Annotated in this window: 22 protein-coding genes; 18 read left to right on the top strand and 4 right to left on the bottom strand. The window is 67.8% G+C overall.

From position 1 onward, the window contains the following. The first annotated feature begins 192 nt into the window (after positions 1-192). The 9 genes from AC5W54_RS06000 to AC5W54_RS05960 all read left to right on the top strand — a co-directional run bounded on the left by AC5W54_RS06000 (position 193) and on the right by AC5W54_RS05960 (position 10,775). Entirely contained in the window at positions 193-3,183 is a 2,991-nt protein-coding gene (locus AC5W54_RS06000) for a xanthine dehydrogenase family protein molybdopterin-binding subunit (RefSeq protein WP_495961157.1), read from the top strand. After that, positions 3,180-4,025, top strand: a complete 846-nt coding sequence (locus tag AC5W54_RS05995) for an FAD binding domain-containing protein (protein ID WP_495961156.1) — start codon at positions 3,180-3,182, stop codon at positions 4,023-4,025. The genes AC5W54_RS06000 and AC5W54_RS05995 overlap by 4 nt, the downstream gene beginning before the upstream one ends. After that, positions 4,009-4,536, top strand: a complete 528-nt coding sequence (locus AC5W54_RS05990; RefSeq protein ID WP_495961155.1) for a (2Fe-2S)-binding protein — start codon at positions 4,009-4,011, stop codon at positions 4,534-4,536. The genes AC5W54_RS05995 and AC5W54_RS05990 overlap by 17 nt, the downstream gene beginning before the upstream one ends. After that, on the top strand, positions 4,529-6,058 hold the full coding sequence (locus AC5W54_RS05985) for an AMP-binding protein (RefSeq protein ID WP_495961154.1): 1,530 nt from the start codon (positions 4,529-4,531) through the stop codon (positions 6,056-6,058). The genes AC5W54_RS05990 and AC5W54_RS05985 overlap by 8 nt, the downstream gene beginning before the upstream one ends. 26 nt (positions 6,059-6,084) lie before the next feature. Further along, positions 6,085-6,888 (top strand): enoyl-CoA hydratase/isomerase family protein, encoded by an 804-nt coding sequence (locus tag AC5W54_RS05980; protein WP_495961153.1) that lies wholly within the window; start codon positions 6,085-6,087, stop codon positions 6,886-6,888. A 41-nt stretch (positions 6,889-6,929) separates the two neighbouring features. Beyond that, on the top strand, positions 6,930-8,207 hold the full coding sequence (locus AC5W54_RS05975) for a benzoate/H(+) symporter BenE family transporter (RefSeq protein WP_495961152.1): 1,278 nt from the start codon (positions 6,930-6,932) through the stop codon (positions 8,205-8,207). 39 nt (positions 8,208-8,246) lie between these two features. Beyond that, positions 8,247-9,221 (top strand): XdhC family protein, encoded by a 975-nt coding sequence (locus AC5W54_RS05970; RefSeq protein ID WP_495961151.1) that lies wholly within the window; start codon positions 8,247-8,249, stop codon positions 9,219-9,221. Continuing rightward, positions 9,211-9,816 carry a nucleotidyltransferase family protein gene (locus AC5W54_RS05965; protein ID WP_495961150.1) on the top strand — a complete coding sequence of 202 codons (606 nt, stop codon included), beginning with the start codon at positions 9,211-9,213 and terminating at the stop codon, positions 9,814-9,816. Before AC5W54_RS05970 ends, AC5W54_RS05965 begins: the two co-directional genes overlap by 11 nt. 101 nt (positions 9,817-9,917) lie before the next feature. Next, complete coding sequence (locus AC5W54_RS05960; protein WP_495961149.1) at positions 9,918-10,775, top strand: helix-turn-helix transcriptional regulator; 858 nt, start codon at positions 9,918-9,920, stop codon at positions 10,773-10,775. A gap of 28 nt (positions 10,776-10,803) precedes the next feature. Here the strand turns inward: AC5W54_RS05960 and tsaA are convergent, their stop codons facing one another. After that, positions 10,804-11,508 carry a tRNA (N6-threonylcarbamoyladenosine(37)-N6)-methyltransferase TrmO gene (tsaA, locus tag AC5W54_RS05955; RefSeq protein ID WP_495961148.1) on the bottom strand — a complete coding sequence of 235 codons (705 nt, stop codon included), beginning with the start codon at positions 11,506-11,508 and terminating at the stop codon, positions 10,804-10,806. Between the two features lie 143 nt (positions 11,509-11,651). Here tsaA and AC5W54_RS05950 point away from each other — a divergent pair, with 143 nt between their 5' ends. Then, on the top strand, positions 11,652-12,167 hold the full coding sequence (locus AC5W54_RS05950; protein ID WP_495961147.1) for a GNAT family N-acetyltransferase: 516 nt from the start codon (positions 11,652-11,654) through the stop codon (positions 12,165-12,167). A 176-nt stretch (positions 12,168-12,343) separates the two neighbouring features. On the opposite strand, the gene nadC is transcribed toward AC5W54_RS05950, so the two are convergent. Beyond that, entirely contained in the window at positions 12,344-13,204 is an 861-nt protein-coding gene (gene nadC, locus AC5W54_RS05945) for a carboxylating nicotinate-nucleotide diphosphorylase (RefSeq protein ID WP_495961172.1), read from the bottom strand. A 112-nt stretch (positions 13,205-13,316) separates the two neighbouring features. Here nadC and ampD point away from each other — a divergent pair, with 112 nt between their 5' ends. From ampD to AC5W54_RS05915, 6 genes are all read left to right on the top strand, one after another. Beyond that, a complete protein-coding gene (gene ampD / locus AC5W54_RS05940) occupies positions 13,317-13,913 on the top strand; it encodes a 1,6-anhydro-N-acetylmuramyl-L-alanine amidase AmpD (RefSeq protein WP_495961146.1) in 597 nt (198 codons plus the stop codon). Positions 13,914-14,245: 332 nt separating this feature from the next. After that, on the top strand, positions 14,246-16,918 hold the full coding sequence (aceE, locus tag AC5W54_RS05935) for a pyruvate dehydrogenase (acetyl-transferring), homodimeric type (protein ID WP_495961145.1): 2,673 nt from the start codon (positions 14,246-14,248) through the stop codon (positions 16,916-16,918). A 61-nt stretch (positions 16,919-16,979) separates the two neighbouring features. After that, positions 16,980-18,938 carry a pyruvate dehydrogenase complex dihydrolipoyllysine-residue acetyltransferase gene (gene aceF, locus AC5W54_RS05930; RefSeq protein WP_495961144.1) on the top strand — a complete coding sequence of 653 codons (1,959 nt, stop codon included), beginning with the start codon at positions 16,980-16,982 and terminating at the stop codon, positions 18,936-18,938. 249 nt (positions 18,939-19,187) lie between these two features. Continuing rightward, positions 19,188-19,844, top strand: a complete 657-nt coding sequence (gene adk / locus AC5W54_RS05925; RefSeq protein ID WP_495961143.1) for an adenylate kinase — start codon at positions 19,188-19,190, stop codon at positions 19,842-19,844. A gap of 269 nt (positions 19,845-20,113) precedes the next feature. Next, positions 20,114-20,818, top strand: coding sequence for a tRNA (adenosine(37)-N6)-threonylcarbamoyltransferase complex dimerization subunit type 1 TsaB (gene tsaB / locus AC5W54_RS05920; protein ID WP_495961142.1), 705 nt, complete (start codon positions 20,114-20,116; stop codon positions 20,816-20,818). Then, complete coding sequence (locus AC5W54_RS05915; RefSeq protein WP_495961141.1) at positions 20,815-21,585, top strand: class I SAM-dependent methyltransferase; 771 nt, start codon at positions 20,815-20,817, stop codon at positions 21,583-21,585. Before tsaB ends, AC5W54_RS05915 begins: the two co-directional genes overlap by 4 nt. Positions 21,586-21,596: 11 nt before the next feature. Here the strand turns inward: AC5W54_RS05915 and plsB are convergent, their stop codons facing one another. Then, positions 21,597-24,047 (bottom strand): glycerol-3-phosphate 1-O-acyltransferase PlsB, encoded by a 2,451-nt coding sequence (gene plsB, locus AC5W54_RS05910; protein ID WP_495961140.1) that lies wholly within the window; start codon positions 24,045-24,047, stop codon positions 21,597-21,599. 128 nt (positions 24,048-24,175) lie between these two features. Here plsB and AC5W54_RS05905 point away from each other — a divergent pair, with 128 nt between their 5' ends. Further along, positions 24,176-25,297 (top strand): phospholipase D-like domain-containing protein, encoded by a 1,122-nt coding sequence (locus AC5W54_RS05905; RefSeq protein WP_495961139.1) that lies wholly within the window; start codon positions 24,176-24,178, stop codon positions 25,295-25,297. 58 nt (positions 25,298-25,355) lie between these two features. On the opposite strand, the gene AC5W54_RS05900 is transcribed toward AC5W54_RS05905, so the two are convergent. Beyond that, complete coding sequence (locus AC5W54_RS05900; protein WP_495961138.1) at positions 25,356-26,000, bottom strand: YecA/YgfB family protein; 645 nt, start codon at positions 25,998-26,000, stop codon at positions 25,356-25,358. A gap of 67 nt (positions 26,001-26,067) precedes the next feature. On the opposite strand from AC5W54_RS05900, the gene AC5W54_RS05895 reads away from it, so the two are divergent. Further along, the gene (locus tag AC5W54_RS05895) at positions 26,068-26,628 is read left to right on the top strand and encodes a SprT family zinc-dependent metalloprotease (protein ID WP_495961137.1); all 561 of its coding nucleotides are present in this window, start codon (positions 26,068-26,070) and stop codon (positions 26,626-26,628) included. Positions 26,629-26,661: the final 33 nt, after the last annotated feature.

The raw sequence follows: 26,661 nt of genomic DNA, 5'->3' as shown, positions 1-26,661 counted from the left end.
TTCCTGCATTCTGACGGCGTCTGTTGAGTCGGTTTCAACCCCTTATCCTTTGGTCGCAATTCAGACTCTCGGGTAAATCAGCCGATGCCAGGGCCAAACTCCAGCCCGCCGGGCAAGGCCGAGCGACGCACCGCTCCATAGACTCTTCGCTAGATGGCAACCGATTCCGACACGGCCATCGTGGAGAGGTGAATGAACGCTTTCGAGCCAACCATGCGGGAGGGGCAGTCGGGCCAGATTGGCCGACGACAGCCGCGCGTCGAGGACGATGCCCTGTTGCGGGGGCGTGGTCGCTATGCCGACGATCTGGCGGTTGCGCCGGGCACCCTGCATGCCGCCGTGCTGCGTTCCCCCCATGCCCATGCCCGGCTGGTCGACCTGGACGCCTCGCCGGCGCTGGCCATGCCCGGCGTGCATGCCGTCCTGACCGGCGAGGACGTCAAGCGCTGGGCGGCCCCCTTTCCCGTCGGCGTGCGCCAGCCCATGGAGCACTGGTGCCTGGCCGTCGACAAGGTGCGCTATGTCGGCGAGCCGCTCGCCGTGGTGATGGCCGAGAGTCGCTACCTCGCCGAGGATGCCCTCGACGCCATCCGCGTCGACTACCAGACGCTGCCCGTCGCGGTGGATACCGAGGCGGCCATCGCAGCAGGCGCCCCGTTGCTCCATGAGGGAGTCGGCAGCAACGTGGTCAGCGAGCGCCACTTTCGCTACGGCGACCCCGAGCAGGCCTTCGCCGAGGCCGAGCGCCGCGTCGCGCTCAAGGTGCGCGTGCCGCGCAGCTCCTGTACGCCGATGGAGTGCTACGTGGTCATCGCCGACTATGACGCCTCCAGCGACAGCTACGACGTGCTCTCCAACTTCCAGGGGCCCTATGCGCTGCACTCGGTGATGACTCGCGCCTTGAAGGTCCCCGGCAACCGCCTGCGCCTGCGCACTCCGCCGGAATCCGGCGGCAGCTTCGGCATCAAACAGGGGGTCTTTCCCTATGTGGTGATGATGGGCCTGGCCGCGCGCAAGGCCGGCGCCCCGGTCAAGTGGGTGGAGGATCGCCTCGAGCACCTGCAGGGGGCCTCCTCGGCCACCAATCGAGTGACGGAAATCGAGGCCGCGGTGACCCATGACGGCCGTGTCACCGCGCTGCACTGGGACCAGGTCGACGATTGCGGGGCCTACCTGCGTGCCCCCGAACCGGCCACCTTCTATCGCATGCACGGCAACCTCACCGGCGCCTACGCCATCGAGCATCTCGCCGTGCGCAACCGCGTCGCGCTGACCAACAAGACGCCCACGGGGCTCAACCGTGGCTTCGGCGGCCCCCAGGTGTACTTCGCCCTCGAACGGCTGATGCAGCGCATCGCCGTGGAGCTCGAGCTGGACCCTCTCGAGGTGATCCGCCGCAACCTGGTGCCTTCCGGGAGTTTCCCCTACCGTGCCGCGGCCGGGGCGTTGCTCGACTCAGGCGACTATCCCGCCTCGGTAGAGCAGGGTATTCGTGACGGCGGACTGGACGAGCTGCTGGCGCGCCGCGCGGCGGCACGCCGCGAGGGGGGGCTCTATGGCATCGGCTACACCGTGGCGGTGGAGCCGTCCATCTCCAACATGGGCTACATCACCACCGCCATGACGCCCGAGGAACGGCGCAGGGCCGGCCCCAAGAACGGGGCGGTCAGCACCGCGACGATCAGCGTGGGGCCGCTGGGAGACATCAGCGCTCATGTCTCCTCGACACCCCAGGGGCAGGGGCATCGCACCGTGGTGGCCCAGGTGATCGCCGAGGTGCTCGGGGTGCCGCTGGAGTCGATCCGTGTCAATGTCGAACTCGATACCGGTAAGGACGCCTGGTCGATCGCCTCGGGCAACTACTCCAGCCGTTTCTCCGGCGCCGTGGCCGGGGCCGTCTACCAGGCGGCGGTGAAGGTGCGCGATCGCCTGGCCGGCATCGCCGCCGCCCAGTGGCAGGTGGAGGCCGCCCACATCCGCTTCGCCGAAGGGCAGGTGAGGGTGGTCGATAGTGAGTTGACGATGCCCTTTGGCCGCCTGGCCGGTGCCACGCACTGGGCGCCGGGCACCCTGCCCGAGGGCGAGCCGGGCGGACTGCGCGAGACGGCCTTCTGGTCGCCGCCCCAGCTCGAGGCGCCGGATGATGACGATCGTATCAACAGCTCGCTCTGCTACGGTTTCATCTTCGACTACTGCGGCGTGGAGGTCGACCGCATCACCGGCAAGGTGAGACTCGACCGCTATGTCACCCTCCATGACGCCGGCCGCCTGCTCAATCCTGACCTGGTCGATGGCCAGGTGCGCGGAGCCTTCGCCCAGGGACTGGGGGCGGCACTGATGGAGGAGTTTGCCTACGGCGACGATGGCAGCTTCCAGTCCGGCACCTTCGCCGACTACCTGGTACCGACCAGCGTCGAGGTGCCTGAACCAAGGATCCTGCACAGGGAGACGCCGTCGCCGTTCACGCCGCTGGGGGCCAAGGGAGTCGGCGAGGGCAACAATATGAGCACCCCGGTGTGCATCGCCAATGCCGTGGCCGACGCGCTGGGCATGGCGGATATCGAGCTGCCGCTGACGCCGTCCAAGGTACGCGCTCTGATCGGCATCGAGGAGCCTCCGCGCCCCCAAGGAGTGGGCGAGGATCAGACGGCTCCCGCAGCCGGTGGCGGCTCGCGGCTCACTGCCAGCGACTCGGTGACGCTGCCGGGCAGTCCTCAGGCGGTCTTCGACACCCTGCTCGATCCCGAGACCCTGCAGGCGATCATCCCTGGCTGCCATGCCCTGGAACTCACCGGCGAGAACGCCTACCACGCCGATGTCACCGTCGGCGTGGGGATGATCCGAGCGCGCTTCGATGCGCGGGTGGCGCTCTCCGATCTCGACCCACCGCACGGTCTGCGGCTCTCCGGGGCCGGCACCAGCGCCATGGGCTCGGCGGAGGGCAGTGCGCGAATTCGGCTGACCGAGATCGAGGGCGGCCAGACGCGACTCGACTATGACTACGACGCCACCGTGGGCGGCAAGGTCGCCTCGGTGGGTGGGCGCATGCTGCAAAGCGCCTCGCGGATGATCATCGGCCAGATCTTCGCGCGCCTGGCCCAGCGCATGGGCGGCGCCGCACCACGGCTGTCGCTGTGGCAGCGCCTCAAGACCCTGTTCGCCGGCCGGGGAGGGCGCTCATGAAACCCGCTGCTTTCGATTATCTGCGCCCGGCGAGCCGTCGCGAGGCCTGCGAACTACTGCATGAGGCTGGGGACGACGCTCGGCTGATCGCCGGGGGCCAGTCGCTGATGGCGGTGCTCAACATGCGCCTGGCCCAGCCTAAGCGGCTGATCGATATCGCGGGTATCGAGGACCTGCACTATATCGAGCGTCGCGACGATCATCTGGCGGTGGGGGCCGGGATGACCCAGGCCGAGCTGCTCGAGTACCCCGGTCTCGCCGAGGCGGTCCCGTTGCTGGCGCAGGCGATGCCCTGGATCGGCCATTGGCAGACCCGTAACCGCGGCACGGTGTGCGGCTCGATCGCCCACGCCGATCCCAGCGCCGAGCTGCCGCTGTGTCTGACCACCCTGGGTGGCGAGGTGGTGCTCGAGAACAGGCGCGGCAAGTCGCGCCGGGTCCTGGCGAGAGACTTCTTCCAGGGCGTACTGACCACCGACCGCCACCCCGACGAGCTGATCACCGAGGTGCGTTTTCCCCTGGCGAGGCCGGGCGCGGAGTACCGCTTCCACGAAGTGGCCATGCGCCATGGCGACTTCGCGATCGTCGCGCTGGCGGCGGTGATCGACAGCGACCACGTCACCCTCGGCGTGGGCGGCGTCGCCGACCGCCCAGTGAGTCGCGAGTTCGCCCGCCACGATGACCCGAGCGAGGCCCTCAACGTCCTCGCCTGGTCCCTGGGCGCCGAGGACGACGCCCATGCCACGGCGGCCTATCGCCGCCAGTTGATCCGTGAGCTCGGCCGGCAGTTGATCGCCGGCGGGCCAAGTGACGAGGAGATCGCCCATGCACGCCAGGGCTGACCAGCGCATTCGTGTGACCCTGACCCTCAATGGGCGTGAGCGCAGCGGCTACGCCGAGCCTCGTACCCAGCTGTGTGACTTCCTGCGCCACGAGCTGGGGGCCACCGGCACCCACGTGGGCTGCGAGCACGGCGTGTGCGGGGCCTGCACGGTGCGCGTCGACGGACGCGCCAGCCGCAGCTGCCTGATGCTCGCGGTACAGGCCGAGGGGCGACGGCTCGACACCGTCGAGTCGCTGGCAGGAGGCGGGGGCCTTTCCGATCTGCAACAGGCTTTCCGGCGTCATCACGCCCTGCAGTGCGGCTTCTGCACCGCAGGAATTCTGATGTCCTGCGAGGAGTTCCTGGGCCGTGAGGCCGACCCTAGCGAGGCCCAGGTGCGCGACATGCTGTCGGGGCATCTGTGCCGTTGCACCGGCTATACCGGCATGGTCCAGGCGGTACTCGAAGTGGCCCGGACGCGCCGCGAGGCGGCCGTGCCTGACAGTCAACAGGAGAACAACGATGTTTGATCTTGGTCGCAGTTTTCTCGCCTCGGTGGAGCGTCGCCCTCGGGCGATCGCCATTTCCGATGGCGAGCTACGCAAGACCTATGCCGAATGGTTCGCCGATATCCAGAGCATGGCGAGGAGCCTCGAAGCGATGGGCCTGGCCAAGGGGGATCGTCTGCTGGTGGTGATGCAGAACCGCTGGCAGATGGCGACCCTGCACTGGGCCTGCCAATTCGCCGGGATCGTGGTCGCCCCCCTTAACTGGCGATCCACGGCCCGGGATCTGAGTTATTGCATCGAGGATGCCGAGGTCAAGGCACTCGCCTATGACGCTTCGGTGGCCGAAGCGGTGAACGGCTGTCCCGAGGCACAGCGGCTGCCGCGCATCACTGCCGGAGGGGTCGAGGACATCGGCGCCCATGATTTCGACGCCCTGCTCGGTGTGGACGGTGAGCTGGTGCTGCGTGCCGGCGCCGAGGATGTCTCGCTGATGCTCTACACCTCGGGTACCAGTGGCAAGCCCAAAGGCGTGCCACGCCTGCATCGCGCCGAGCGGGCCGCAGCGCTGGCCCATGTGGCCCAGAACCTCTATCGCCACGACGAGTGCACCCTCGGCGTGATGCCGCTCTATCACACCATGGGCGTGCGCTCGCTGCTGTCGATGGCACTGATCGACGGCCACTTCGTCTGTGTTCCGAAGTTCGATCCCGCGGCGACGCTGGACTCCATCGCGCGTGAGGGCGTGACCAACCTCTACCTGGTGCCGACCCTTTACCACATGCTCATCGAGCACCCCGAGTTCTCACCGTCACGGGTGGCCAGCGTCGACAAGCTGGGCTTCGCCGGCGCGCCGATGAGTGCGGGGCTGATGGCCCGGGTTCAGGAGGCCTTCCAGCCCAGCCTGTTCGTCAACCACTACGGCAGCTCCGAGATCTATACCTTCACCATCGACCAGCGGGCCAGTGACAAGCCGGGTTCATCGGGTCGGCCGTCGCTCAACCAGCGCATCCGGGTGGTCAGGGTGGGCGCCGAGTCGCCGGACGAGATCCTGGGCGTGGGGGAGGAGGGCGAGATCATCGCCGACATGGCGGGCGACGAGGCCTTCCAGGGCTACTGGCACCGCCCCGATGCCGACCGCAAGGCGCTCAAGGAGGGCTGGTACTTCACCAGCGACACCGGCTACTTCGACGCCGACGGCGACCTGTTCGTCACCGGCCGGGTCGATGACCTGATCATCACCGGCGGCGAGAACGTCAGCCCGGTGGAGATCGAGAATGTGCTCTCGGTGCACCCCCAGGTGGAAGAGGTCGTGGTGGTGGGGCTGGCCGACGAGCAGTGGGGCGAGGTGGTCACCGCCTTCGTCAAGGCCCGACAGACCATCGACGAGGGCGAACTCGACCGGCACTGCGTCGATTCCGGCCTGGCCCGCTTCAAACGCCCGCGGCGCTACGTCTTCGTCGATGAGATTCCCAAGTCCCCCGTGGGCAAGATCCTGCGCCGCGTGCTGCGCGAACAGGATACCCCCAGCGCACAACCCCACTGACCAGCAAACCGACAAGGAACCAAGACATGACTACCACCGACGTGAACGCCATCCTGGCCAGCGACTTCGACGGCTTCAGGGTCCAGGTCGACGCCGAGGCCGAGCGCGCCGACATCATCCTCGGCCGTCCACCGCTCAACGTGATCTCGATGCCCCAGCGCGACGAGCTGCGCCGCGTGTTCGAGGCGCTGGATGCCCATGACGGTGTGCGCGTGATCGTGCTGCGCGCCGAGGGCGAACACTTCTCCAGTGGTGGCGACATCAAGGGGTTCCTCGAGGCCTCGCCCGAACATGTCTCGAGACTGGCCGCCAACGTGGCCGCCCCGGCGCGCTGCTCGAAGCCGGTGATCGCCGCCAACCGTGGCTACACCTTCGGCGTCGGCTTCGAGCTGTCGCTGGCCTGCGATTTCCGCATCGCCTCCGAGACGACCCTCTATGCCCTGCCGGAGCAGAAACTGGGGCAGATCCCGGGTTCCGGAGGCTCGGCCCGCCTGCAGAAGATCATCGGCATCGCCCGGACCAAGCACATGGTGATGCGCGCCAAGCGCATCGACGGCGCCCAGGCACTGGCGTGGGGTATCGCCACCGAGTGCGTGCCCGATGACCAGCTGGAGAGCGCTACCCAGGCGCTGGTGGATGAACTGCGCGGCTTTTCGCCGCTCGCTCAGCGCACCGCCAAGCGCCTGATCAACGACAACGAGGATGCCCCGCTGTCAGTGGCCATCGAGATGGAAGGCCACTGCTACAGCCGGTTGCGCACCTCCAGCGATTTCCGTGAGGGTGTCGAGGCCTTCCATGCCAAGCGCCGGGCCGACTTCACCGGTGAATGACCCGTACCCCATGACATAACAACAACCCCAGGAGAGATACCATGCAAGCACACGACAACAACGGGGTCAGCCCCACGCCGGGTGCAGTCGTGGGCGCCAAGCGTCCGCTGCTCAAGGACCTGACCCGGGTCTTCACGGCCAAGTCGATCAGTGCTGGCACCGTCGCCGCACTGTTCGGTTGCTCGGGGCCGGCGCTGATCGTGATCAGTGCTGCCGAGGCCGGCAATCTGAGCAATGGCCAAACGGTGGCCTGGCTGTTTGCCATCTACTTTCTCGGTGGCCTGATCAGCCTGATCATGGCGTTGCGCTATCGTCAGCCGATCACCGGCGCCTACTCGATTCCCGGGGCGGCGATCATGATCGCCGCTCTGGCGACGATTCCCTTCAACGAGGCGGTCGGCGCCTTCATCATGAGTGGGGCGATTGTGCTGGCGCTGGGCATCAGCGGGGTGGTCGGGCGCATCATGCGCTGGCTGCCGATGCCGATCGTCATGGCGATGATCGCCGGCGCCTTGATCCGCTTCGGCATCGGCGCGGTGAACTCGGTGGGGGCCGCCCCCTGGATCGCCGGCACGGCGGTGGTGGCCTTCTTCCTCAGCTCGCGCTTCATCAAGGCGGTGCCACCGGTGTTGGTGGCGGCGGTGGTGGGACTCGGTGTGGCCTTCGTGATGGGCGCAGTCCAGCCTGCCGACGTGGACATCGCCTTCGTCGCGCCGCAGTTCACCGCACCGAGCTTCACCCTGGGTGCCTTCCTGGCCATCTCCGTGCCGCTGGCGGCACTGGTGATCGGGGCCGAGAATGCCCAGGCCACCGGGGTGCTGCTGGCCGAGGAGTACCGTCCCCCGGTTAATGCCATGACCATTATCAGTGGCATCGGTGGCATGCTCGCCGGCCTCCTCGGCGGCCACAACGCCAACATCGCCGGGCCGATGACCGCCATCTGCTCCTCCGAGCAGGCCGGCGACGACAAGAGCGCCCGCTATGGTGCCACCCTGGTAAATGGCGTGCTGTTCTGTGCCTTCGGCCTCTTTGCCGGTGCGGCGGTGCCCTTCATCCTGGCGTTGCCCAGTGCCCTGATCGGCAGCGTGGCCGGTCTGGCAATGATCGGCGTGCTGCTGGCAGCCTTCCAGCATGCCTTCTCCCGCCATCGTGGCCACCAGATCGGTGCCTTCGTGGCGCTGGTGGTGGCGATGAGCAACATCAGCCTGCTGGGGATCAGTGCCCCCTTCTGGGCACTGGTCTGCGGTATCGCTGTCTCCCTGCTGCTGGGCGAGAAGACGCTGGATCCCGACACCGAGACGACCCAGGTGGCCGATTGAACGCGGCTGCACCATCGGTAGCCAAGAGGGGGCGGAGCGATGCGTGACCTCGATCATCAGGTGATCACCCAGGCACTGGCCTGGGTCCGCGACGGCCACCCGATCTGGCTGTGCACGGTGCTGGCGACCTACGGGTCGGCACCCCGGGCGCCGGGCGCAATGCTCGTCGCCCGGCGCGATGGGCATCATGTCGGCTCGCTGTCCGGTGGCTGCATCGAGGAAGCTTTCCTCGAGCGCCTCGCCGCCGGTGATTTTGATCGACCGGTGACACTTCGCCGCTACGGCGAGAGCCGGGAGGAGCGCCAGCGGTTCGCCCTGCCGTGCGGCGGCGTGCTAGAGGTGATGATCGAGTACCGTGCCCCCGGCGCCGCCTGGCTGGCGCACCTCGAGGTGCTGTACCAGGCCCTGCAGGGGCAGCGCCGGCTGGTGCGGTGTGTTGATGTCGAGGCCGGCACCTTTCAGGCTCGCGATGATGACGTTGTCGAGGGGCCATGCGTGGTGCGCCGGCCCGTGTCCGTCGACATCCGTATCGGCCCCGTGCTGCGCCTGCTGCTGGCCGGCCTCTCGCCGGTGGCCGAGGCCTGTGCTCGCTTCGCCCAGGCGTTGGGCCACGAGGTGATCGTCTGTGACCCTCGCCCGGAAATGCGCGAAGGGTTCAGTATCGATGGGGTGACGGTGGTGCCGCAGTTGCCGTCGGCCTTCATCGCCGCCGGGGGCTGCCATGCGGCAACCGCGGTGGTGGCCTTGACCCACGATCCGCGCATTGATGATCTGGCCATGATCGAGGCAGTGCGTACCGAGGCCTTCTATATCGGCGTGATGGGCTCGCGCCGGACCTCGGATGCCCGCGCCACACGGCTGCTGCGTTCCGGGGGGCTGTCCCAGGCCGATATCGATCGCATCCACATGCCGATCGGCCTCGATCTCGGCAGCAAGACCCCGACCGAGATCGCCCTGGCCGTGGTGGCCGATATCGTGCGGGTCTACCACGGGAAAGCCCGCGATGCCCTCTGACGCCGTCGTTGCCCTGGTATTGGCGGCCGGTCGGGCGCGCCGCTTCGGCAACGACAAGCGCCTGGCGCACCTGCCACAGCGTGGGCCGCTGCTGGCCGCCACGCTGGCGACTCTCCGGCCACATTTCGGCGAGATCCGGGTGGTGCTGGGCATCGGGGACGATCCCGTCCATCTGGGCATTGCCAAGGATATTGGCACTATTGTTGCCGAGACGGCAGAACAGGGCATGGGAGCCAGCCTCGCCGCCGGCATTCATGCGCTGAGGGCCGAGAGCCAAGCCCTTGCGGTGGCGGTGATGCTGGGCGATATGCCTTGGTTGAGCGAGGACACCTTTGCCCTATTGTGCTCAAGGGCTAGTGATCGGGCGATCGTGCGGCCCTTCTACCGGGGGCAGGGTGGGCACCCGGTGCTGTTCGGTCGGTGTTTCTGGGGCTCGCTCGAGCAGCTGACCGGCGACGAGGGAGCCCGCAGTGTGGTGCGGCGGCATCGGGATGCCTGTATCGAGATCGAGGTTCAGGACCCGGGCGTCGTGCAGGATGTGGACCGGCCAGTGGATCTGGTCTGGGCAGGGAAGGGCGTAGTGGCCTCTGAGTGACTCGCCATGCGACTTTGGTCTGGCTGTGGCCGGTGCGCGGGTAAGAGATGGTACGCTGGCTTGTACCAGCATGCCCTTACACTTCCACTGACGAGGACGTCATGTCGAGTGCCCACCGCATCTTGCATGGCGAGTTTGGTCGCGTTGCCCTGCTGGACATGGACGAGTCGCTGGTGCCTCACGCCCATTCCGAATGCCATGTACTGCTCAAGGTCTCCGGGGAGGATACCTACTTCTCGGTGCGCGACCGCCGGCTGCCGCTGACCGACAGGACGGCGGTGCTCATCAACGCCTGGGAGCCGCACTTCTACGATCACCAGAGTGGTGCCGCCGACACCCTGATCCTGGCCCTTTACATCGAGCCGAGCTGGCTGGCGGCCTTGCAGCGTGGACTGGCACTGAGTGGCCGACCCGACTTCTTCTCCAGCCCCTGCATCGAACTCACCCCCCGCATGCGGGATCATGCCGACCTGCTGATCGACGCCATGTTCTCCTTCGGGCTGGTGCCTCAGGACAGGCTGGAAGAGCTGCTTTTTGATTTGCTGATCGGGATTACCGAGAAACATTCCGACTGGCGCCACCTGGCCAGGCTGCGAGTGGGTGTCGCCAGCGACTTCTACGATGCCCGCATTCGCCAGGCGAGCCAGTTCATTCTCGACCATCCCCAAGGGGAACTGGACATGGAAGGCATCGCTCGCCAGTGCGGCCTTTCCCGGGCGCATTTCTTTACCCTATTCAAGAAGAACACCGGCATGACACCGCAGATGTTCGCCAACATCGGCAAGATGCAGATGGCGTTCCGCTGCCTGTCCGACAATCGCTCCGGCACCCTGGGCAACTTGTCGGAATCCCTGGGTTTCTCTGAACAGGGCCACTTCACGCGCTTCTTCCGCCGCCATATCGGGGCCTCGCCCAGCCAGTACCAGAAGGTGACAGACAGCTATACGCTCACTTCATGACGGCGGACAGCTACTGCCACCCCGCTGGTCAGCGAAGAGTCACAAGTTCGATCACGTGCATCCATGACGGCTCGCCGGCCTGTTCCATCCGAAAGCGCACATCCACGTCGCGCAGCCGCACGCCATAGACCCGGGCGTCATCGCCACCGAGCGTGCGCCGGTGATAAGCGGGGCGGGGGTCCTGGGCCAGCACCTGGTGGATCAGGGCGCGCAGCGAAGCGCCGTCGGCGCGCTTCGCCAGGGTCGCCTCGGCCTCGGGCGCGAAGGTCACCGGCAGCAGGGGTGGGGCCTCGGGGGCGAAGCCGGCGCGCGCCTCGGGCTTCGCCTCGGCCCAGGGCAGGTAGGGCTTGATATCGAGCACCGGGGTGCCGCTGACCAGGTCGCACCCACCCAGCACCAGGCGTACTCCGCGGCGGGTATCGATCTCGAGGAGTTCCACCAGCGACAGGCCCAGGCGATTGGGGCGGTGGGTGCTACGACTGGCGAAGACCCCGGTCTTGGCGTTGCCGCCGAGGCGCGGCGGACGCACCAGAGGCGTCCAGTGGTCAGGGCTGTGGTGAAACACGAAGGTCAGCCACAGGTGGCTGAAGGCCGCAAGGCCCCGCACCGCCAGCGGGTCGTCGAAGGGGGACGAAAGCACCAGGGTGGCGCGGGCGGCCGGGGCCAGCCCAGGCTGGCGGGGAATGCCGAACTTGTCCGGATAGTCGCTCGCGATGACGCCGATCGGGGTCATCACAAAGTCGGGGGCAGTGGGGGAGGAGGGTGAACGGGTCATGGTGCGATTATGCCCGTTCACCCTGGGTCGAGCGAGGGGATTGGCCGCGGCGCTCTCCTTGTGTAGGCTGCAGCCGACAACGTCGCCGAGACAGGACCGCCATGAGCCAGACCGCCAGTGCCTCCGGGCCGCGCATCCTCTATCGTCAGGCCCTAGCCCGGGACGCCGCCGACCAGGCGGAGGTCTTCCACCACGCCGTGATGCAGGGTGCCGCGGCGCACTACAGCGTCATCCAGCGCGAGGCCTGGGCCGGCGTGCTGCCGCGTGAGGCGAGCGCCTGGATGGCGCGGCAGGCGCTCTACACCACGCTGGTAGCGACCTGCGACGGGCGCTGCGTAGGCTTTGCCGAGCTGGACATTCCCGTCGGGCGCGTCGTTACCCTCTATGTCTGGCCGTCGCTGGCCCGGCGCGGCATTGGCACCACCCTCCTGGTGCACGCCGAACGGCTCTTCCTCGAGCAGGGGTGTTGCCGGATGCGCATCGATGCCAGCCTGATGCTGGCCGATGCCCTGGTGCGGCGGGGCTGGCGGGATCTCGGCGAGGAGTGGGTGGAACGCGGCGGCGAACGGCTGTGCCGCCGCCGGCTGGAGAAGCCGCTCACCGCCGTCGAGACCTGAACTCCGTGAGTTCACTAGGATGACCGAGGGGCGCCGGGGGCAGGCCGGAGAGGAGGTCCGATTCCAGGGAAGGAATCGGTAGCGCCCAGGGACGGGTTCACAGCGCCTCCTCGCAGGTCTGCCTCCGGATCAGCCCCGCTGCCGAGACGCTTGGAGATCGACTTCGATGGACCGGCTTAGTCCACCAGCCGCATCGACAGGTCGATGGCCTTGAGGTCCTTGGTCAGGGCGCCGCTGGAGATGCAGTCGACACCGGTCTCGGCGATGGCGCGCAGGGTGGTCTCGTCGACGTTGCCGGAGGCCTCCAGGGTGGCCCGGCTCGCATTGCGCCTCACCGCCTCGCGCATGTCGGCGAGCGAGAAGTTGTCGAGCATCACGATGTCGGCACCGGCGGCCAGGGCCTGGTCGAGTTCGTCGAAGGTTTCCACCTCGACTTCCACCGGCAGGTCGCGAGCGATGTTGCGCGCTTCCTTGACCGCCGCGGCGATGCCGCCGCAGGCGGCGATATGGTTCTCCTTGATCAGGAAGGCGTCATACAGGCCGAGGCGGTGGTTGTGGCCGCCGCCACACATCACTGCATACTTCTGCGCCAGACGCAGGCCGGGCAGGGTCTTGCGGGTATCCAGCAGGCGTACCCCGGTGCCGGCGAGCAGGTCCACGTAGTGGCGCGTGCGGGTGGCCGTGGCCGAGAGGGTCTGCAGCAGGTTGAGCGCCGCGCGTTCGCCGGTCAGCAGGCTGCGCGCCGGGCCCTCGAGCTCGAGGAAGGCCTGATTGGCCTCGAGACGGTCGCCGTCCGCGGCGCGCCACCGCAGGGTCACCGTGGTGTCAAGCCGGCGGAACAGCTCGTCGACCCAGGCCACGCCGCACAGCACGGCAGCCTCGCGGGTGATGACCCGTGCCTTCGCCCACTGGTGGTCGGGGATCAACTGGGCGGTGATGTCACCGGGGCCGACATCCTCGGCCAGCAGACGGGCGGCGGCGTCGCGGATCTCTTCGCCGAGCTTCTGGTGATAAAGAGGGGCATCCTGATAAGGCATGGCGGGCCTGTCACTCTCGGGGTTGAGGCGGTCCTTGCAGGGCAAGGGGGTGCGATGAGCGTTCGAGGCGTTCATTATAGGGAATCCATACGGAAGACGTCAGGGGAAGGGGATGACGATCGATGCGGGGTGGCTGTCAGCTGCACGGCGGTTGCCGTCGCCCAACCGGGACGCGAGGCCCGAGGGCGAGGTCTCGCTGCTGGTGCTGCACTCCATCAGCCTGCCACCGGGGCAATTCGGCGGTGAGCACATCGAGCGCCTGTTCACCAACCGCCTCGACCCGCATGCCCACCCCTACTTCGCCGGCATCGCCGACCTGCGGGTCTCGGCGCACCTGTTGATCCGACGTGACGGCGAGTGCGTGCAGTTCGTCCCCTTCGAGGAGCGGGCCTGGCACGCCGGCCGTTCGCACTGGTGCGACGACGGCTGGCCGCGCACCGCCCTGAATGACTTCTCCATCGGCATCGAGCTGGAGGGCGATGAGGTCTCGCCCTATACGCTGGCCCAGTACCGGGCGCTGGCGGTGGCCACCGCCGAACTGCTGGCCACCTACCCGGCGCTCACCGGGCGTCGCATCACCAGCCACGCGCGGGTGGCGCCGCTGCGCAAGAGCGATCCCGGCCCGGCCTTCGATTGGGCCTTCTTCCGCCAGCTGTTAAGCAGGCAATGTTGGAAAGACTACGCAGTTCGGGGCGACAGGTGGTCGTGATCGTTCCCATTGGATGGCACGTTCGCTTCATACGGTAGTTCGGCTACAAATCCTTGTCCTTGGTCGAATTCATCGCCTTGACGTTTGCGTAATGCCTTGTGTTGCGTCGCGATGTATGGTTTTGGAAAATATTTCCATGTCTCCTTGAATTGGCAGAGAGGGGCGTTTACGGTATCTTCTTCGCCATCAGCGGCGGGTATGCCGAGCTGTCTTGTAAAACTACTACACCACCCCCGACGTGCGGCGTGTACAGCATCTCCACAAGAGATAACACCCATGCCCCCTGGGTTGCGGGGCAATCGACACCCCCATCGTCATTCGGAGAGACGTCTATGAGTCTGGAGACAAGAGAGGATCTCGATCCGATCGAGTCCGCGGAATGGTTGGATTCCCTGGAATCGGTGCTGGATCGTGAGGGCGAGGAACGTGCCCAGTACCTGCTGACCCGCCTGGCCGATCGCCTGCGTCGGGATGGCATGCAGGTGCCCTTCTCGGTGACTACCCCGCATCGCAACACCATCCCGGTGCACCGCGAGACGCCGATGCCGGGGGATCTCTTCATGGAGCGGCGTATCCGCTCGCTGATCCGCTACAACGCCATCGCCCAGGTGATCCGCAACAACCGTGCGAACCCTGGCCTGGGGGGGCACATCGCCAGCTTCATGTCGGCGGCCACCCTCTACGACGTGGGCTTCAACCACTTCTTCCGTGCCCCCCACGGTGACTTCGAGGGCGATCTGGTCTACATCCAGGGGCATGTAGCGCCGGGCGTCTACGCCCGCGCCTACCTGGAGGGGCGCCTGACCGAAGCGCAGATGGACAAGTATCGTCAGGAAGTCGACGGCGATGGCCTCTCGTCTTACCCGCACCCCTGGCTGATGCCGAACTTCTGGCAATTCCCCACCGTCTCCATGGGGCTCGGGCCGATCCAGGCGATCTACCAGGCCCACGTGATGAAGTACCTCGACTCCCGCGAGCTCAGGGACATGCACGACCGCAAGATCTGGTGCTTCATGGGTGACGGCGAGTGCGACGAGCCGGAATCCCTGGGTGCCATCTCGCTGGCCGGCCGCGAGAACCTCGACAACCTGATCTTCGTCATCAACTGCAACCTGCAGCGCCTCGATGGTCCGGTGCGCGGTAACTCGCGGATCATGGACGAGCTGGAGGGCGTGTTCCGTGGTGCCGGCTGGAACGTGCTCAAGGTAGTCTGGGGCCGCCTGTGGGATCCGCTGTTCGAGAAGGACAAGAAGGGCATCCTGCAGAAGCGCATGGACGAAGCGGTCGACGGCGAGTACCAGAACTACAAGGCCAACGGCGGCGCCTACACCCGGGAGTACTTCTTCGGCAAGTACCCGGAAACCGCCGAGATGGTCAAGGACATGTCCGACGAGGACATCTGGAAGCTCAACCGCGGCGGTCATGATCCGTTCAAGGTCTATGCGGCCTACCACCAGGCGGTCAACACCACCAATGGCAAGCCTACCGTGATCCTGGCGCACACCGTCAAGGGCTACGGCATGGGGGGTGGCGACGGCGAGGCGGCCATGGAGGCCCACCAGGTCAAGACCATGGAATACGAGGCGCTGCGCACGTTCCGCGACCGCTTCGGCATTCCGCTGACCGACGAGCAGCTCAAGGAGGTGCCGTACTACAAGCCCGAGGACGACTCCCCGGAGCTCAAGTACATGCACCTGCAGCGCGAGCGCCTGGGCGGCTACCTGCCGCAGCGTCGCAGCGACTTCGAGGCTCTCGAGATCCCCGATCTCGACGACAAGACCTTCGCCTCCCAGACCGGCGGCTCCAAGGGGCGCGAGATCTCCACCACCATGGCCTTCGTACGCATCCTCAACGGCCTGGTGAAGGACAAGAAGATCGGCAAGCAGGTGGTGCCGATCATCCCCGACGAGGCTCGCACCTTCGGCATGGAGGGCATGTTCCGCCAGCTCGGGATCTACACCTCGGAAGGCCAGAAGTACGAGCCCGTCGACAAGGGCCAGATCATGTTCTACCGCGAGGACAAGCAGGGCCAGATCCTCGAAGAGGGCATCTCCGAGGCGGGTGCCATGTCGGCGTGGATCGCCGCGGCCACCTCCTACAGCAACAACAACCTGACGCTGCTGCCGTTCTACGTCTACTACTCGATGTTCGGCTTCCAGCGTATCGGCGACCTGGCCTGGGCCGCCGGCGACCTGCAGGCGCGGGGCTTCCTCGTCGGCGGCACCGCCGGTCGGACCACCCTCAACGGCGAGGGGCTGCAGCACCAGGACGGCCACAGCCATCTCCAGTCGTCGACCATTCCCAACTGCCGCAGCTACGACCCGACCTATGCCCATGAGGTCGCCGTGATCGTCCAGGACGGCCTGAAGCGCATGTTCGCCGACAAGGAGAACTGCTTCTACTACCTGACGGTGATGAACGAGAACTACGAACACCCGGCCCTGGAGGAGGTCCCGGCCGAGGACATCGTCAAGGGCATGTACCTGCTGCGCGAGACCCGGGGCGACAAGGGCCGCGTGCAGCTGATGGGCTCCGGCACCATCCTGCGCGAGGTCGAGGCGGCCGCCGAGCTGCTGCGCGATGACTGGGGCGTCGGCGCCGATATCTGGAGCGTGACCAGCTTCAACGAGCTGCGTCGTGAGGCGCTGGGCCTCGAGCGCGAGGCGTTCCTCAATCCGGAGGCCGAGCCGGTCAAGCCGCACGTCACCCGCTGCCTGGAGGGACGTCAGGGCCCGGCCATCGCCTCCACCGACTACATGCGTCTGTTCGCCGACCAGGTCCGTGCCTGGGTGCCGACCGACTTCCATGTGCTGGGGACCGACGGTTACGGTCGCTCCGACACCCGTGAGAAGCTGCGTCACTTCTTCGAGGTCGATCGCTACTTCGTCACCGTGGCCGCACTCAAGGCCCTGGCCGACCGCGGCGAGCTCGACCGCAAGGTGGTCGGCGAGGCAATCGGGAAGTACGGCATCGACCCCCACAAGCCTAATCCGCTGACCAGTTGATCAGGTGGCTGGCGGGCCCCGGGCCCGCCTGTTCCAGGCACGAGTTGGAAGGAGCGCGACCTTGAGTAGCGAAATCATCAAAGTTCCCGACATCGGCGGCAGCACGGATGTCGAAATCATCGAGATCGCGGTGTCGGCAGGCGACGTGATCGACGCCGAGGATACCCTGATCACCCTGGAGTCCGACAAGGCCTCCATGGATGTGCCGGCCCCGAAGGGGGGCAAGGTCATCAAGGTGCTGGTCAAGGAGGGCGACACCGTCTCCGAGGGCGACGATATCGTCGAGCTGGAGCTGGAGGGGGCCGGCGGTGGCGAGGCCGAAGAGACGAAGGCCGAGCCCGAACCGGCTCCCGAACCCGCCGAGGAGAAGCCCGCGGCCAAGGCCGCCGGCGGTGGCGGCAAGCGTACCGTGGAGATCAAGGTGCCGGACCTGGGTGGCTCCTCCGATGTGGAGATCATCGAGGTGGCGGTGGCCGAGGGCGACGAGATCGCCGAAGAGGACACCCTGATCACCCTGGAATCCGACAAGGCCTCCATGGACGTGCCGAGCCCGCACGCCGGCAAGCTGGTCTCGCTGGCGGTGAAGGAGGGCGACACCGTCTCCGAGGGCGATGTCATCGGCACCATGGAGATCGCCGGTGAAGGCAGCAATGACGCCGAGGCGCCAGCCGAGCCGGCCCAGGCTGCCGAGGCCGAGCCGGCTCCGGTCGAGGAGAAAGAGGCGACCGGCGGCGAGCCCGAACGCAAGGAGATCCGCATACCGGACCTCTCCGGCTCCAGTGACGTGCCGGTGATCGAGATCATCGCCTCGGTGGGCGACGACCTCGACGAGGAAGACCCGCTGATCACCCTGGAATCCGACAAGGCCTCCATGGACGTGCCCAGCCCCTACAAGGGCAAGCTGGTGGAGCTCTCCGTCAGGGAGGGCGATACCGTCTCCGAGGGCGACCTGATCGGTTATATCGAGGTGGCGAGTGCCAAGCCGGCCCCGAAGCCGGCCGAGCGCCAGGCCGAGGCGCCTGCCGACAAGCCGGCACCGACGCCGGCCGGGACGCCGAGCCCCGAGGCCCAGATGGCGGCCCACAAGCCCCGCGACGCCAAGCTGGTCCACGCCGGTCCCGCGGTGCGCATGCTGGCCCGCGAGCTGGGGGTCGACCTGGGGCTGGTCAGGCCCAGTGGCCCGAAGGAGCGGGTGCTGAAGGAGGACGTCCACGCCTACGTCAAGCAGGTGATGGCCGGCCAGGCCCAGGCGCCTGCCGCCGCCCCGGCGACCGCCGGCGGTTCCGGCATCCCGCCGATTCCGGACCAGGACTTCAGCCAGTTCGGCGAGGTCGAAGAGAAGCCCATGGGGCGCCTGATGAAGATGGGCGCCACCAACCTGCACCGCAGCTGGGTCAACCTGCCCCACGTGACCCAGTTCGACGAGGCGGACATCACTGAGCTGGAGGCCTTCCGCAAGTCGATGAAGGCCGAGGCCGAGGCCCAGGGTGCCAAGCTCACGCCGCTGCCCTTCCTGATCAAGGCATGCGCCTTCGCCCTGCGTCAGTACCCGCAATTCAACGTCAGCCTCAAGGCCGACGGCGAGACGGTGGTGCACAAGAAGTACGTCCACATCGGCATCGCCGTGGACACCCCGGACGGCCTGATGGTGCCGGTGATCCGCGATGCCGACAGGAAGTCGCTGATCGAGCTGGCCAAGGAGTCCGTGGAACTGGCCGGCAAGGCCCAGTCGAAGAAGCTCAAGCGCGAGGAGATGACCGGTGGTTGTTTCACCATCTCCAGCCTGGGCTCCATCGGCGGCACCGCCTTCACCCCGATCGTCAACGCCCCGGAGGTCGCCATCCTCGGCATCTCCAAGGCGCAGATGAAGCCGGTGTGGGACGGCAAGGCCTTCGAGCCGCGGCTGATGATGCCGCTGTGCCTCTCCTACGACCACCGGGCGGTCAATGGCGCCGATGCGGCGCGCTTCACCGCCCTGCTCGGTCAGCTACTGACCGATATCCGCCGCCTGCTGCTGTAGTTACCGGGCGGGGGATCGACGACGGCGCCGTGAGGCGCCGTCGTTGTTTGTAGTGCCGAACGGGCACGATGACGCAGGGAAGACCAAAGTGTTATTCGGCTGTCAGCGGATTGATCTGCAACCGGTTTTCGCTTCTTTTTCCACAACATTCGGGTCGCGTCGCTTGTCTACGGACGATGCCACGGTTATCGTTCCTTCCCATCCATTTTTTCGCTTGTGACGACCACTTACCTACCGAGGTACAAGAACATGCGTTTGATCCTGTTGGGCGCCCCGGGTGCCGGCAAGGGCACCCAGGCCCAGTTCATCTGCGAGCGGTTCAAGATTCCGCAGATCTCCACCGGCGACATGCTGCGTGCCGCGGTCAAGGAAGGCAGTGAGCTGGGGCTCAAGGTCAAGGAGATCATGACCAGCGGTGGCCTGGTGTCCGACGACATCATCATCGCCCTGGTCAAGGAGCGCATCGCCCAGCCGGACTGCGAGAACGGCTTCCTGTTCGACGGTTTCCCGCGCACCATCCCCCAGGCCGATGCCATGAAGGACGCAGGCGTCAAGCTCGATCACGTGCTGGAGATCGCCGTCGCCGACGAGGAGATCGTCAAGCGCCTGGCCGGCCGTCGTGTCCATCCGGGCTCGGGCCGCGTCTACCACGTCGAGTACAATCCGCCGAAGGAAGCGGGCAAGGACGACGTCACCGGCGAGCCGCTGATCCAGCGCGACGACGACCGCGAGTCCACGGTGCGCAACCGCCTGGCGGTCTACCACGAGCAGACCGCACCGCTGGTCGACTATTACCGGCAGTGGGCCAAGGACGACCCCGCAACCGCCCCGTCCTACCACCGCGTCGAGGGTGTCGGCAGCGTCGACGAGATCACTGCCCAGGTGCTCGAGGCCCTCGAGGGCTGATTCGCCTCGATGTAGGGCAGAACTGCTGGGTGGTTGCGGGGCGCCGGGGACAGGCCGAAGAGGAGGTCCTACGCCAGGGATGGCGTCGGTAGCGCCCAGGGAGGGGTTCACAGCGCCTCCTCGTAGGCCTGTCGCCGGACCAGCCCCGCTCCAGAAGCGTTTAGAGCATGCCCGACTGCCACCTGATGGCCCGCCTATGGCGGGCCATCGCCGTTCCGGGCCTGTATAATGCGACCGTCCCGAACCGATCCTGATGAGGCTGCCCGCCCATGCCGATCCTGCTGGCCCTCGACGCCTCCTCGCAAGCCTGCTCCGCCGCCCTGCTGCGCCGTCGCGAGGGCGCCGATGACGAACTCCTCTCCCGCTTCGAGCTGGCGCCCCGGGCGCATACCCGGCGGCTGCTGCCCCTGGTCGACGAGGTGCTCGCCGAGGCCGGCCTCGCCGCGACGGCGCTCGACGCCGTGGCCTATGGCCACGGCCCCGGGTCCTTCACCGGCCTGCGCATCGCCGCCGGCGCCGCCCAGGGGCTGGCCTACGGCCTCGACCGGCCGCTGATCGGCGTCTCGACGCTCGCCGCCCTGGCCCTGGGGGGCCACCGCCGTCACCATTTCCGCTACCTGGTCACCGCCCTGGACGCCCGCATGGGCGAGATCTACGTGGCCGCCTGGCAGTGCCGCGACGGTCTACCCGAGCCGCTCAGCGAGGAGGCGGTGATGCCACCGGCGCGGCTGCGCTTGCCAGCGGGCCACGCCGACCACGACTGGGTGGGGGTCGGGTCCGGCTGGGGGCTGTGGGAGCAGCTGCCCACCGAGGTGCAGGCCGGAATCGGCCAGCACCTGCCCGAGATGGAGGCCGACGCCGCCGACATGGTGCTGCTGGCGGCGCGGGCCTTCGAGGCCGGCGAGGCGCGCCTGCCCCACGAAGTACAGCCGGTCTATCTGCGCGATCAGGTCGCCTGGAAGAAGGCACGGTGAGCGAGCGCCCCCTCCTGGTGGTGCGCGGCGCGGCCCTGACGGGGCTGGCCGATCGCCTCGGGTTGCCGCTCGGCGCGTCGGAGGAGGCGGAACTGGCCCTCGAGTGCCGCGGCGACCGCCTGGTGCTGGTCGGCGACCCACGGCGCTACGGCAATCCCTTGTCGGTGGACTTCGCCGCCGGCCGGGCGGCTCACCGGCGCCGCTTCGGCGGCGGGCGCGGCCAGCTCATCGCCCGCGCCTGCGGGCTGGGCAAGGGGGTGACGCCGTCGGTGGTGGATGCCACCGCCGGACTGGGGCGCGATGCCTTCGTGCTGGCGAGTCTCGGCGCCAAGGTGCTGCTGGTCGAGCGGGTGGCGGCGATCTTCGCCCTGCTCGAGGATGGCGTGGCGCGTGCCCTGACGGATCCGGAGACCCGCGGAATCGCCGAGCGGATGCGATTGGCCCGGGGCGACGCCACCCGCGAGCTCGCCGCCCTGGTGGCGGCCAGCGGCGTGGCCCCCCAGGTGGTCCACCTCGATCCCATGTTTCCCCACCGCGACAAGTCGGCGCTGGTCAAAAAGGAGATGCGCCTGTTCCGCAAGCTAGCCGGCGACGACGGCGACGCACCGCGGCTGCTGGAGGCGGCGCTGGATGTGGCCACCCATCGGGTGGTGGTCAAGCGGCCGCGCAGGGCGCCGCCCATCGAAGGGCCCGCTCCCCAGCACGTCATCGAGGGCAAGACCAGCCGTTACGATCTCTATGTGCACCAGTCATTGACCCGCGACTGAGGGGGCGGGATTCACGCGTCGTGGCTGCGAGTGATCAGCTGCAACCGGTGGCGCAGCGCCGGATCGAACAGCTCGCGCGAGCGCAGCGCCGCCTCGCGCAGGCGCTGGTCGAACACCAGCCGCTCTCCCTCGTGCCACAGCCAGCCCTCTCGTTCGAGACTCTCGACCAGGCTGGCGAACAGCCGGGTATCGAAGAACTCCGGGGCGTCGAGCCCGGAGAGCAGGGCCAGGCGCTCGGCCAGCTGACGGCTGCGTTCGGCGAGCTCCTCGGCGACCAGTCGACCGGGGCCGGCGTCGAGCAGTACCGCCAGCAGCAGGTAGCCGCGCTCCAGCGAGGGCTGCATCAGCTGGCCGAGCAGGCGCAGGCGTTCGCCGGCCTCCAGCGGCTCCTCGGGGCGCCGCCACCCCTCGGCGTCGCGTTCCAGCAGCCCCTGGTCGACCAGCAGGTCGAGCATCTCGGCCAGCGCCTCGCGCAGCGAGGCCGGCGGCTCGATGACCAGCTCCCGGGCCAGTATCGGCCAGGCTGGGGCGAGCAGCGTCGCCAGCGGCTCGAGGCGGTGGGCCGCTCGATGACGGAAGGCGAAGGCGACCAGCCCGGCCAGGGCGAAGAGGTGCATCACGTTGTTGCGATACCAGGCGAGCAAGCCCGCCTGGCCGGCATCGGCGATCAGGATGTCACCCAGCGGGTGCGACCGCTGCTCGACCATGTCCAGGGCCACCACCTGGTCGATCCACTCACTGGGGGTGCCTTCCGGCAGGCTCGCGTGGGCCCCGCCGGGGCGGCGTCGCTGCAGGTCGGCGAGCAGGGCGAGCTGGCGTTCCAGCAGGCTGATCTCGATGGCATGGTGGGGGGTGGCCAGCAACACCAGCGCCACCAGGTTGACCGGGTTGAGTGCCGCTGCGGCATTGATCCGCCGGCACAGCTCCTCGCCGAGTCGGGGCACCAGCGGGGTGAGCCAGGCGGGGCGCGTCTCGTCCAGGGTCTGTCGCCAGTCGCTCGCCTCACGGTCCAGATAATCGGCCAGGGTGAGGGGCTCGCCGACATTCACCGCCACCCGGCCGAAAGGCTGACGCAACTGGCCGAGCACCCGCAGCAGGGCCAGCGGGCTCTCCTTGCGCTTCCTGCCGCCACGCAGCTCGCGCTGGTAGCTGGCGCTCTCGATGATCCGTTCGTAACCGATGTAGACCGGCACGAAGGCGAGCCGCTGCTGGCCGCTGCCGGCGGCGCTGCGCAGGTAGGAGCGCAGGGTCATGGCCAGCATGCCGGGGCGAGCAGCGAGCATGCGCCCGCTGCGCGAGCGGCCGCCCTCGATGAAGTACTCCAGCGGGTGACCGCGCGACAGCAGCCGATGCAGGTACTCGTTGAACACCGCCGCATAGAGGCGGTTGTCGCGGAAGCTGCGCCGCAGGAAGAAGGCGCCACCGCGGCGCAGCAGCGGGCCAATCAGCGGCATGTCGAGGTTGCGGCCGGCGGCGATATGCGGCGGCATCAGACCGTCGCGGTAGAGGACGTAGGAGAGCAGCAGGTAGTCGATGTGACTGCGGTGACAGGGCACGTAGACCAGGGTATGGTCGCCGGCCAGCGCCTTTACCCGGTCGAGGCCGCGGACCTCCACGCCGTCGTAGAGGCGGTTCCAGAGGCGCTTGAGCAGGCCGTCGAGGAAGCGCAGTACCGGATAGGCCATGTTGGAGGCGATCTCGCGCCCGTAGCGCAGGGCGCGACGTTGCAGCCGGGCGGGAGAGCGTTTTTCATTCGCGGCCTGTTCGGCGATCACCCTGCACACCTCGGGGCTACGCACTACACCTTCGATCAGGGTCCGCCGGTGGGAGAGGTCGGGCCCCAGCACCCGGGTGCGCTGCCGACGGAAGTGCACGCGCAGCAGCCTCGCCGTCTTGCGGTTGGCGAGCGCCGCCCCGCGCTCGTCGAGCAGGTCGCCGAGCCTGAGCGGGGCGCCGAAGTGCACCTCCACGTTCTTGCCGTTGACCAGCACCGAGAGCGCCCGGCGCAGGCGGCCGGTGAACTGCCAGCTGTCGGCGGCCAGCATCTTCCAGAAGCCGAAGCGCTTGCCCGGGGCCCGGCCCCAGAAGACGCTGACCGGCACCAGCTGCACCCCGTGTTCGGGGTGTGCCCTGCGCTGCTCGAGCAGCGCCAGGAAGGGGGCCTCGAGTCGCGTGGAGCGCCGCCACAGGCGGCGCCCGGGGGAGGGCAGGGCGAGGCAGGCCGGCAGGCTGATCTCGCCCACGCGGCGCTGGCCGGCGGCCGTGGGCAGGCCGCGGGCGCGGCAGAGCGATTCCAGCAGCAGGGCATCGGACAGTGCCGGGTGGGGCAGGACATAGAGCACCGGCAGCGTCGGGTCGAGTTCCTCGGCGGGGGGCTCGATCAGGCGCAGCTCGACCCAGGCGGCGATCAGCCGCCGCAGTGGTGCGCGCAACGGGGTCATCAGCGTGCGTACGAAGGCCATCCGGTTGCCCTGGCTGAGAAAGCGAAGTGGCCAGTATAGCCATCGTGGGTCGGCCGGTCAGGGGCGTGGCTTTTCCTGGCCCGGCAAACGTGCGTCAATGCGGTGGAACCTCGTATCGGGAAGCGGCCATGCACGGCATGTGGAGAGACGGCAATCACTTCCAGCTGCTGCCGGAGTCGGCACGCTTCCTGCCGGCCATGTTCGAGGCGATCCACGCAGCGCACGAGTCGATCCTGGTCGAACTCTACCTGATGGAGTCCGGGCGGCTCGCCTCGGCGCTGCTCGAGGCGCTGTGCAAGGCCGCCGAGCGCGGCGTGACCGTGATGCTGATGCTCGATGGCTATGGCGCCATGGGGCTCTCGGCCGCCGACCGCCTGGCGCTCGAGGAGGGGGGGGTGGCGCTGCGCTTCTTCAACCCGCTGGGCTTCCACTCGCTGGCCCGAAACTTGACTCGCGACCACCGCAAGCTGCTGGTCGTGGATGGCCGCGTCGCCTATACCGGCGGCTTCGGCGTGGTGGACGAATTCCTCGACGCCTGGTACGAGGTGGCGGTGCGCATCGAGGGGCCGGTGGTGGCCGACTGGGTGCGGCTGTTCTGCCGCCTGTGGGATTCGCCGCTGACCCGCGGCAGCGGTGCTCCCGGTCTGGTGCATGACCTGCGACTGGCGGTGTCGCCCCGTGAGGACTACCGGGGCATGCGGGGGCGGGTGGTCTGGGGGCAGGGGTATCGCTACCAGGCGATTCGCCATTCGCTGCAGCAACAGGTGTCGTCGGCGCGACGGCGGATCTGGATCTGTACCCCCTACTTCGTGCCCACCTTCAGTCTGCGCCTGCGGCTGGCCAGGGCGGCCCGCCGCGGGGTCGACGTGCGCCTGCTGCTGCCCGGCGATCGACACGACCATCCGGGCGTGCGCTACGCTGGCCAGCGCTTCTACGGCCGCCTGCTCAAGGCCGGGGTGCGCATCTTCGAGTTCCAGCCCATCTTCATCCACGCCAAGTTCACGCTCGCCGATCACTGGACGAGCATCGGCTCGTGCAATTTCGATCACTGGAGCCTGCACTGGAACCTGGAGGCCAACCAGGAGGTGGACGACCGTCGCTTCGCCGAGGAGGTGGCCGAACTGTTCGAGCGTAACTTCGCCACCAGTCACGAGATCCGACGGGAGGAGTGGTCCCGGCGTCCCCGCTGGCAGCGCCTCAAGGAGTGGCTGTTCGGCAATCTGGATGCCTGGCTGACGCGGCTACGTTAGCCACGAGCCACGAGCCACGAGCCACGAGCGATCAATCTACGCTCGAAGCCCGAAGCCCTTACCGCTTGCCCTTGCCCCGCCCGGCAGGTTTCTTCCGGCGCGGCATGGGCTTGGGGGTTTCCGGCGGCACCCGGTAGTGCAGGTAGAGGTCCAGCACCAGGTCCGGCAACTGGGTGACCAGGGTCTCCAGCCGGGCGCTGTCGGCGCCGAACTCGGCCATGTCCGGCTCCTCGTCGAACAGCCCCGAGAGCGCCATGAAGGGCAGCAGCAGGGTGGCGGCGGCTTCCTCGTCGTCCTCGAACCAGGCCGCCTCGTCGAGGAACACGCCCTCCATGAAGCCGGCACACCAGTCACCGATCGGCGTCTCCTCCGGCGCCAGGCCGTCGAGCTCGAGCTCGAAGGGCAGCTCCGGCAGCAGGCCCTGCTCGAGGGCGGCTATGGCGTTGCGCCTGAGTTGCTCCAGCAGGCCCAGGATGGTCTCGCGCTCGGCATCGTCGGTGAAGGCGGGTTCGCCGTGGAACAGGTCGGTGACCCAGCTGGCGGGGGGCATGTCGCTGGGGGCCACGGCCAGCGCCACCAGGAAGCCGTGGGCACCGATCAGGTCCAGGGCGTCGGCGTCGACGCGCTCGGAGTCGAGAAAGTCATCGAGCAGATCGAGGTCGTCGTCATCGAGCAGCGGCTGGGGCTGGGGAGTGTCGGGCATCGGGCATCTCGCTATGTGGCAGGGGGTGGCTTGCCGCCCCGAGGCTGGCGCGTCATTCTAGCATCCCATGAACACGCCCGTGCTGCCCCATCCCGACCCCGACCGATTGGCGGCTCTCGATCGCGAGGCGCTGTTGAAGGTCCTGCACGAGCGGGTCGAGGCCGCCTGGCGACTGTGTCGTGAGGTGCATCCTGACCTGCCGCCGCCGCGGGTGTGGCACGACCTGCGCGGCAAGTGCGCCGGTCAGGCCCATTTCGGTCGCGGCGGGTTGCGCTTCAACCCGGTGCTCTATCTCGAGAACCGTGAGGCCTTCCTGGTCGAGGTGGTGCCCCACGAGATGGCTCACTGGCTGGTGCACCACCTCGAGGATGGCCACCTGACTCGCCCCCACGGACGCGAATGGCGGACCGTGATGCGGCGACTCTTCGGCCTCGAGCCCCGCACCACCCACCGTTTCGACACGCGTCGGGCGAGTCCCGCTCCGCATCGTTATCGCTGCGGCTGCCGCGAGCATGGGTTCACCGCCCGACGCCACGCCCTGGCCCGCCAAGGGGCGCACTACCGCTGCCGTCACTGTGCTCAGACCTTGGTCTACCTTGGCCGCGACATTCCCGAAAATGGTGCGTAAGTAGTTGTACAAAAAAGAAAAAATGTTGCTACC

The organism is Halomonas sp. LMYGS-3 (genome assembly GCF_059509875.1).
Note: the sequence above shows the minus strand (reverse complement) of the source record. Positions and strands in the feature narration are given on the sequence as shown.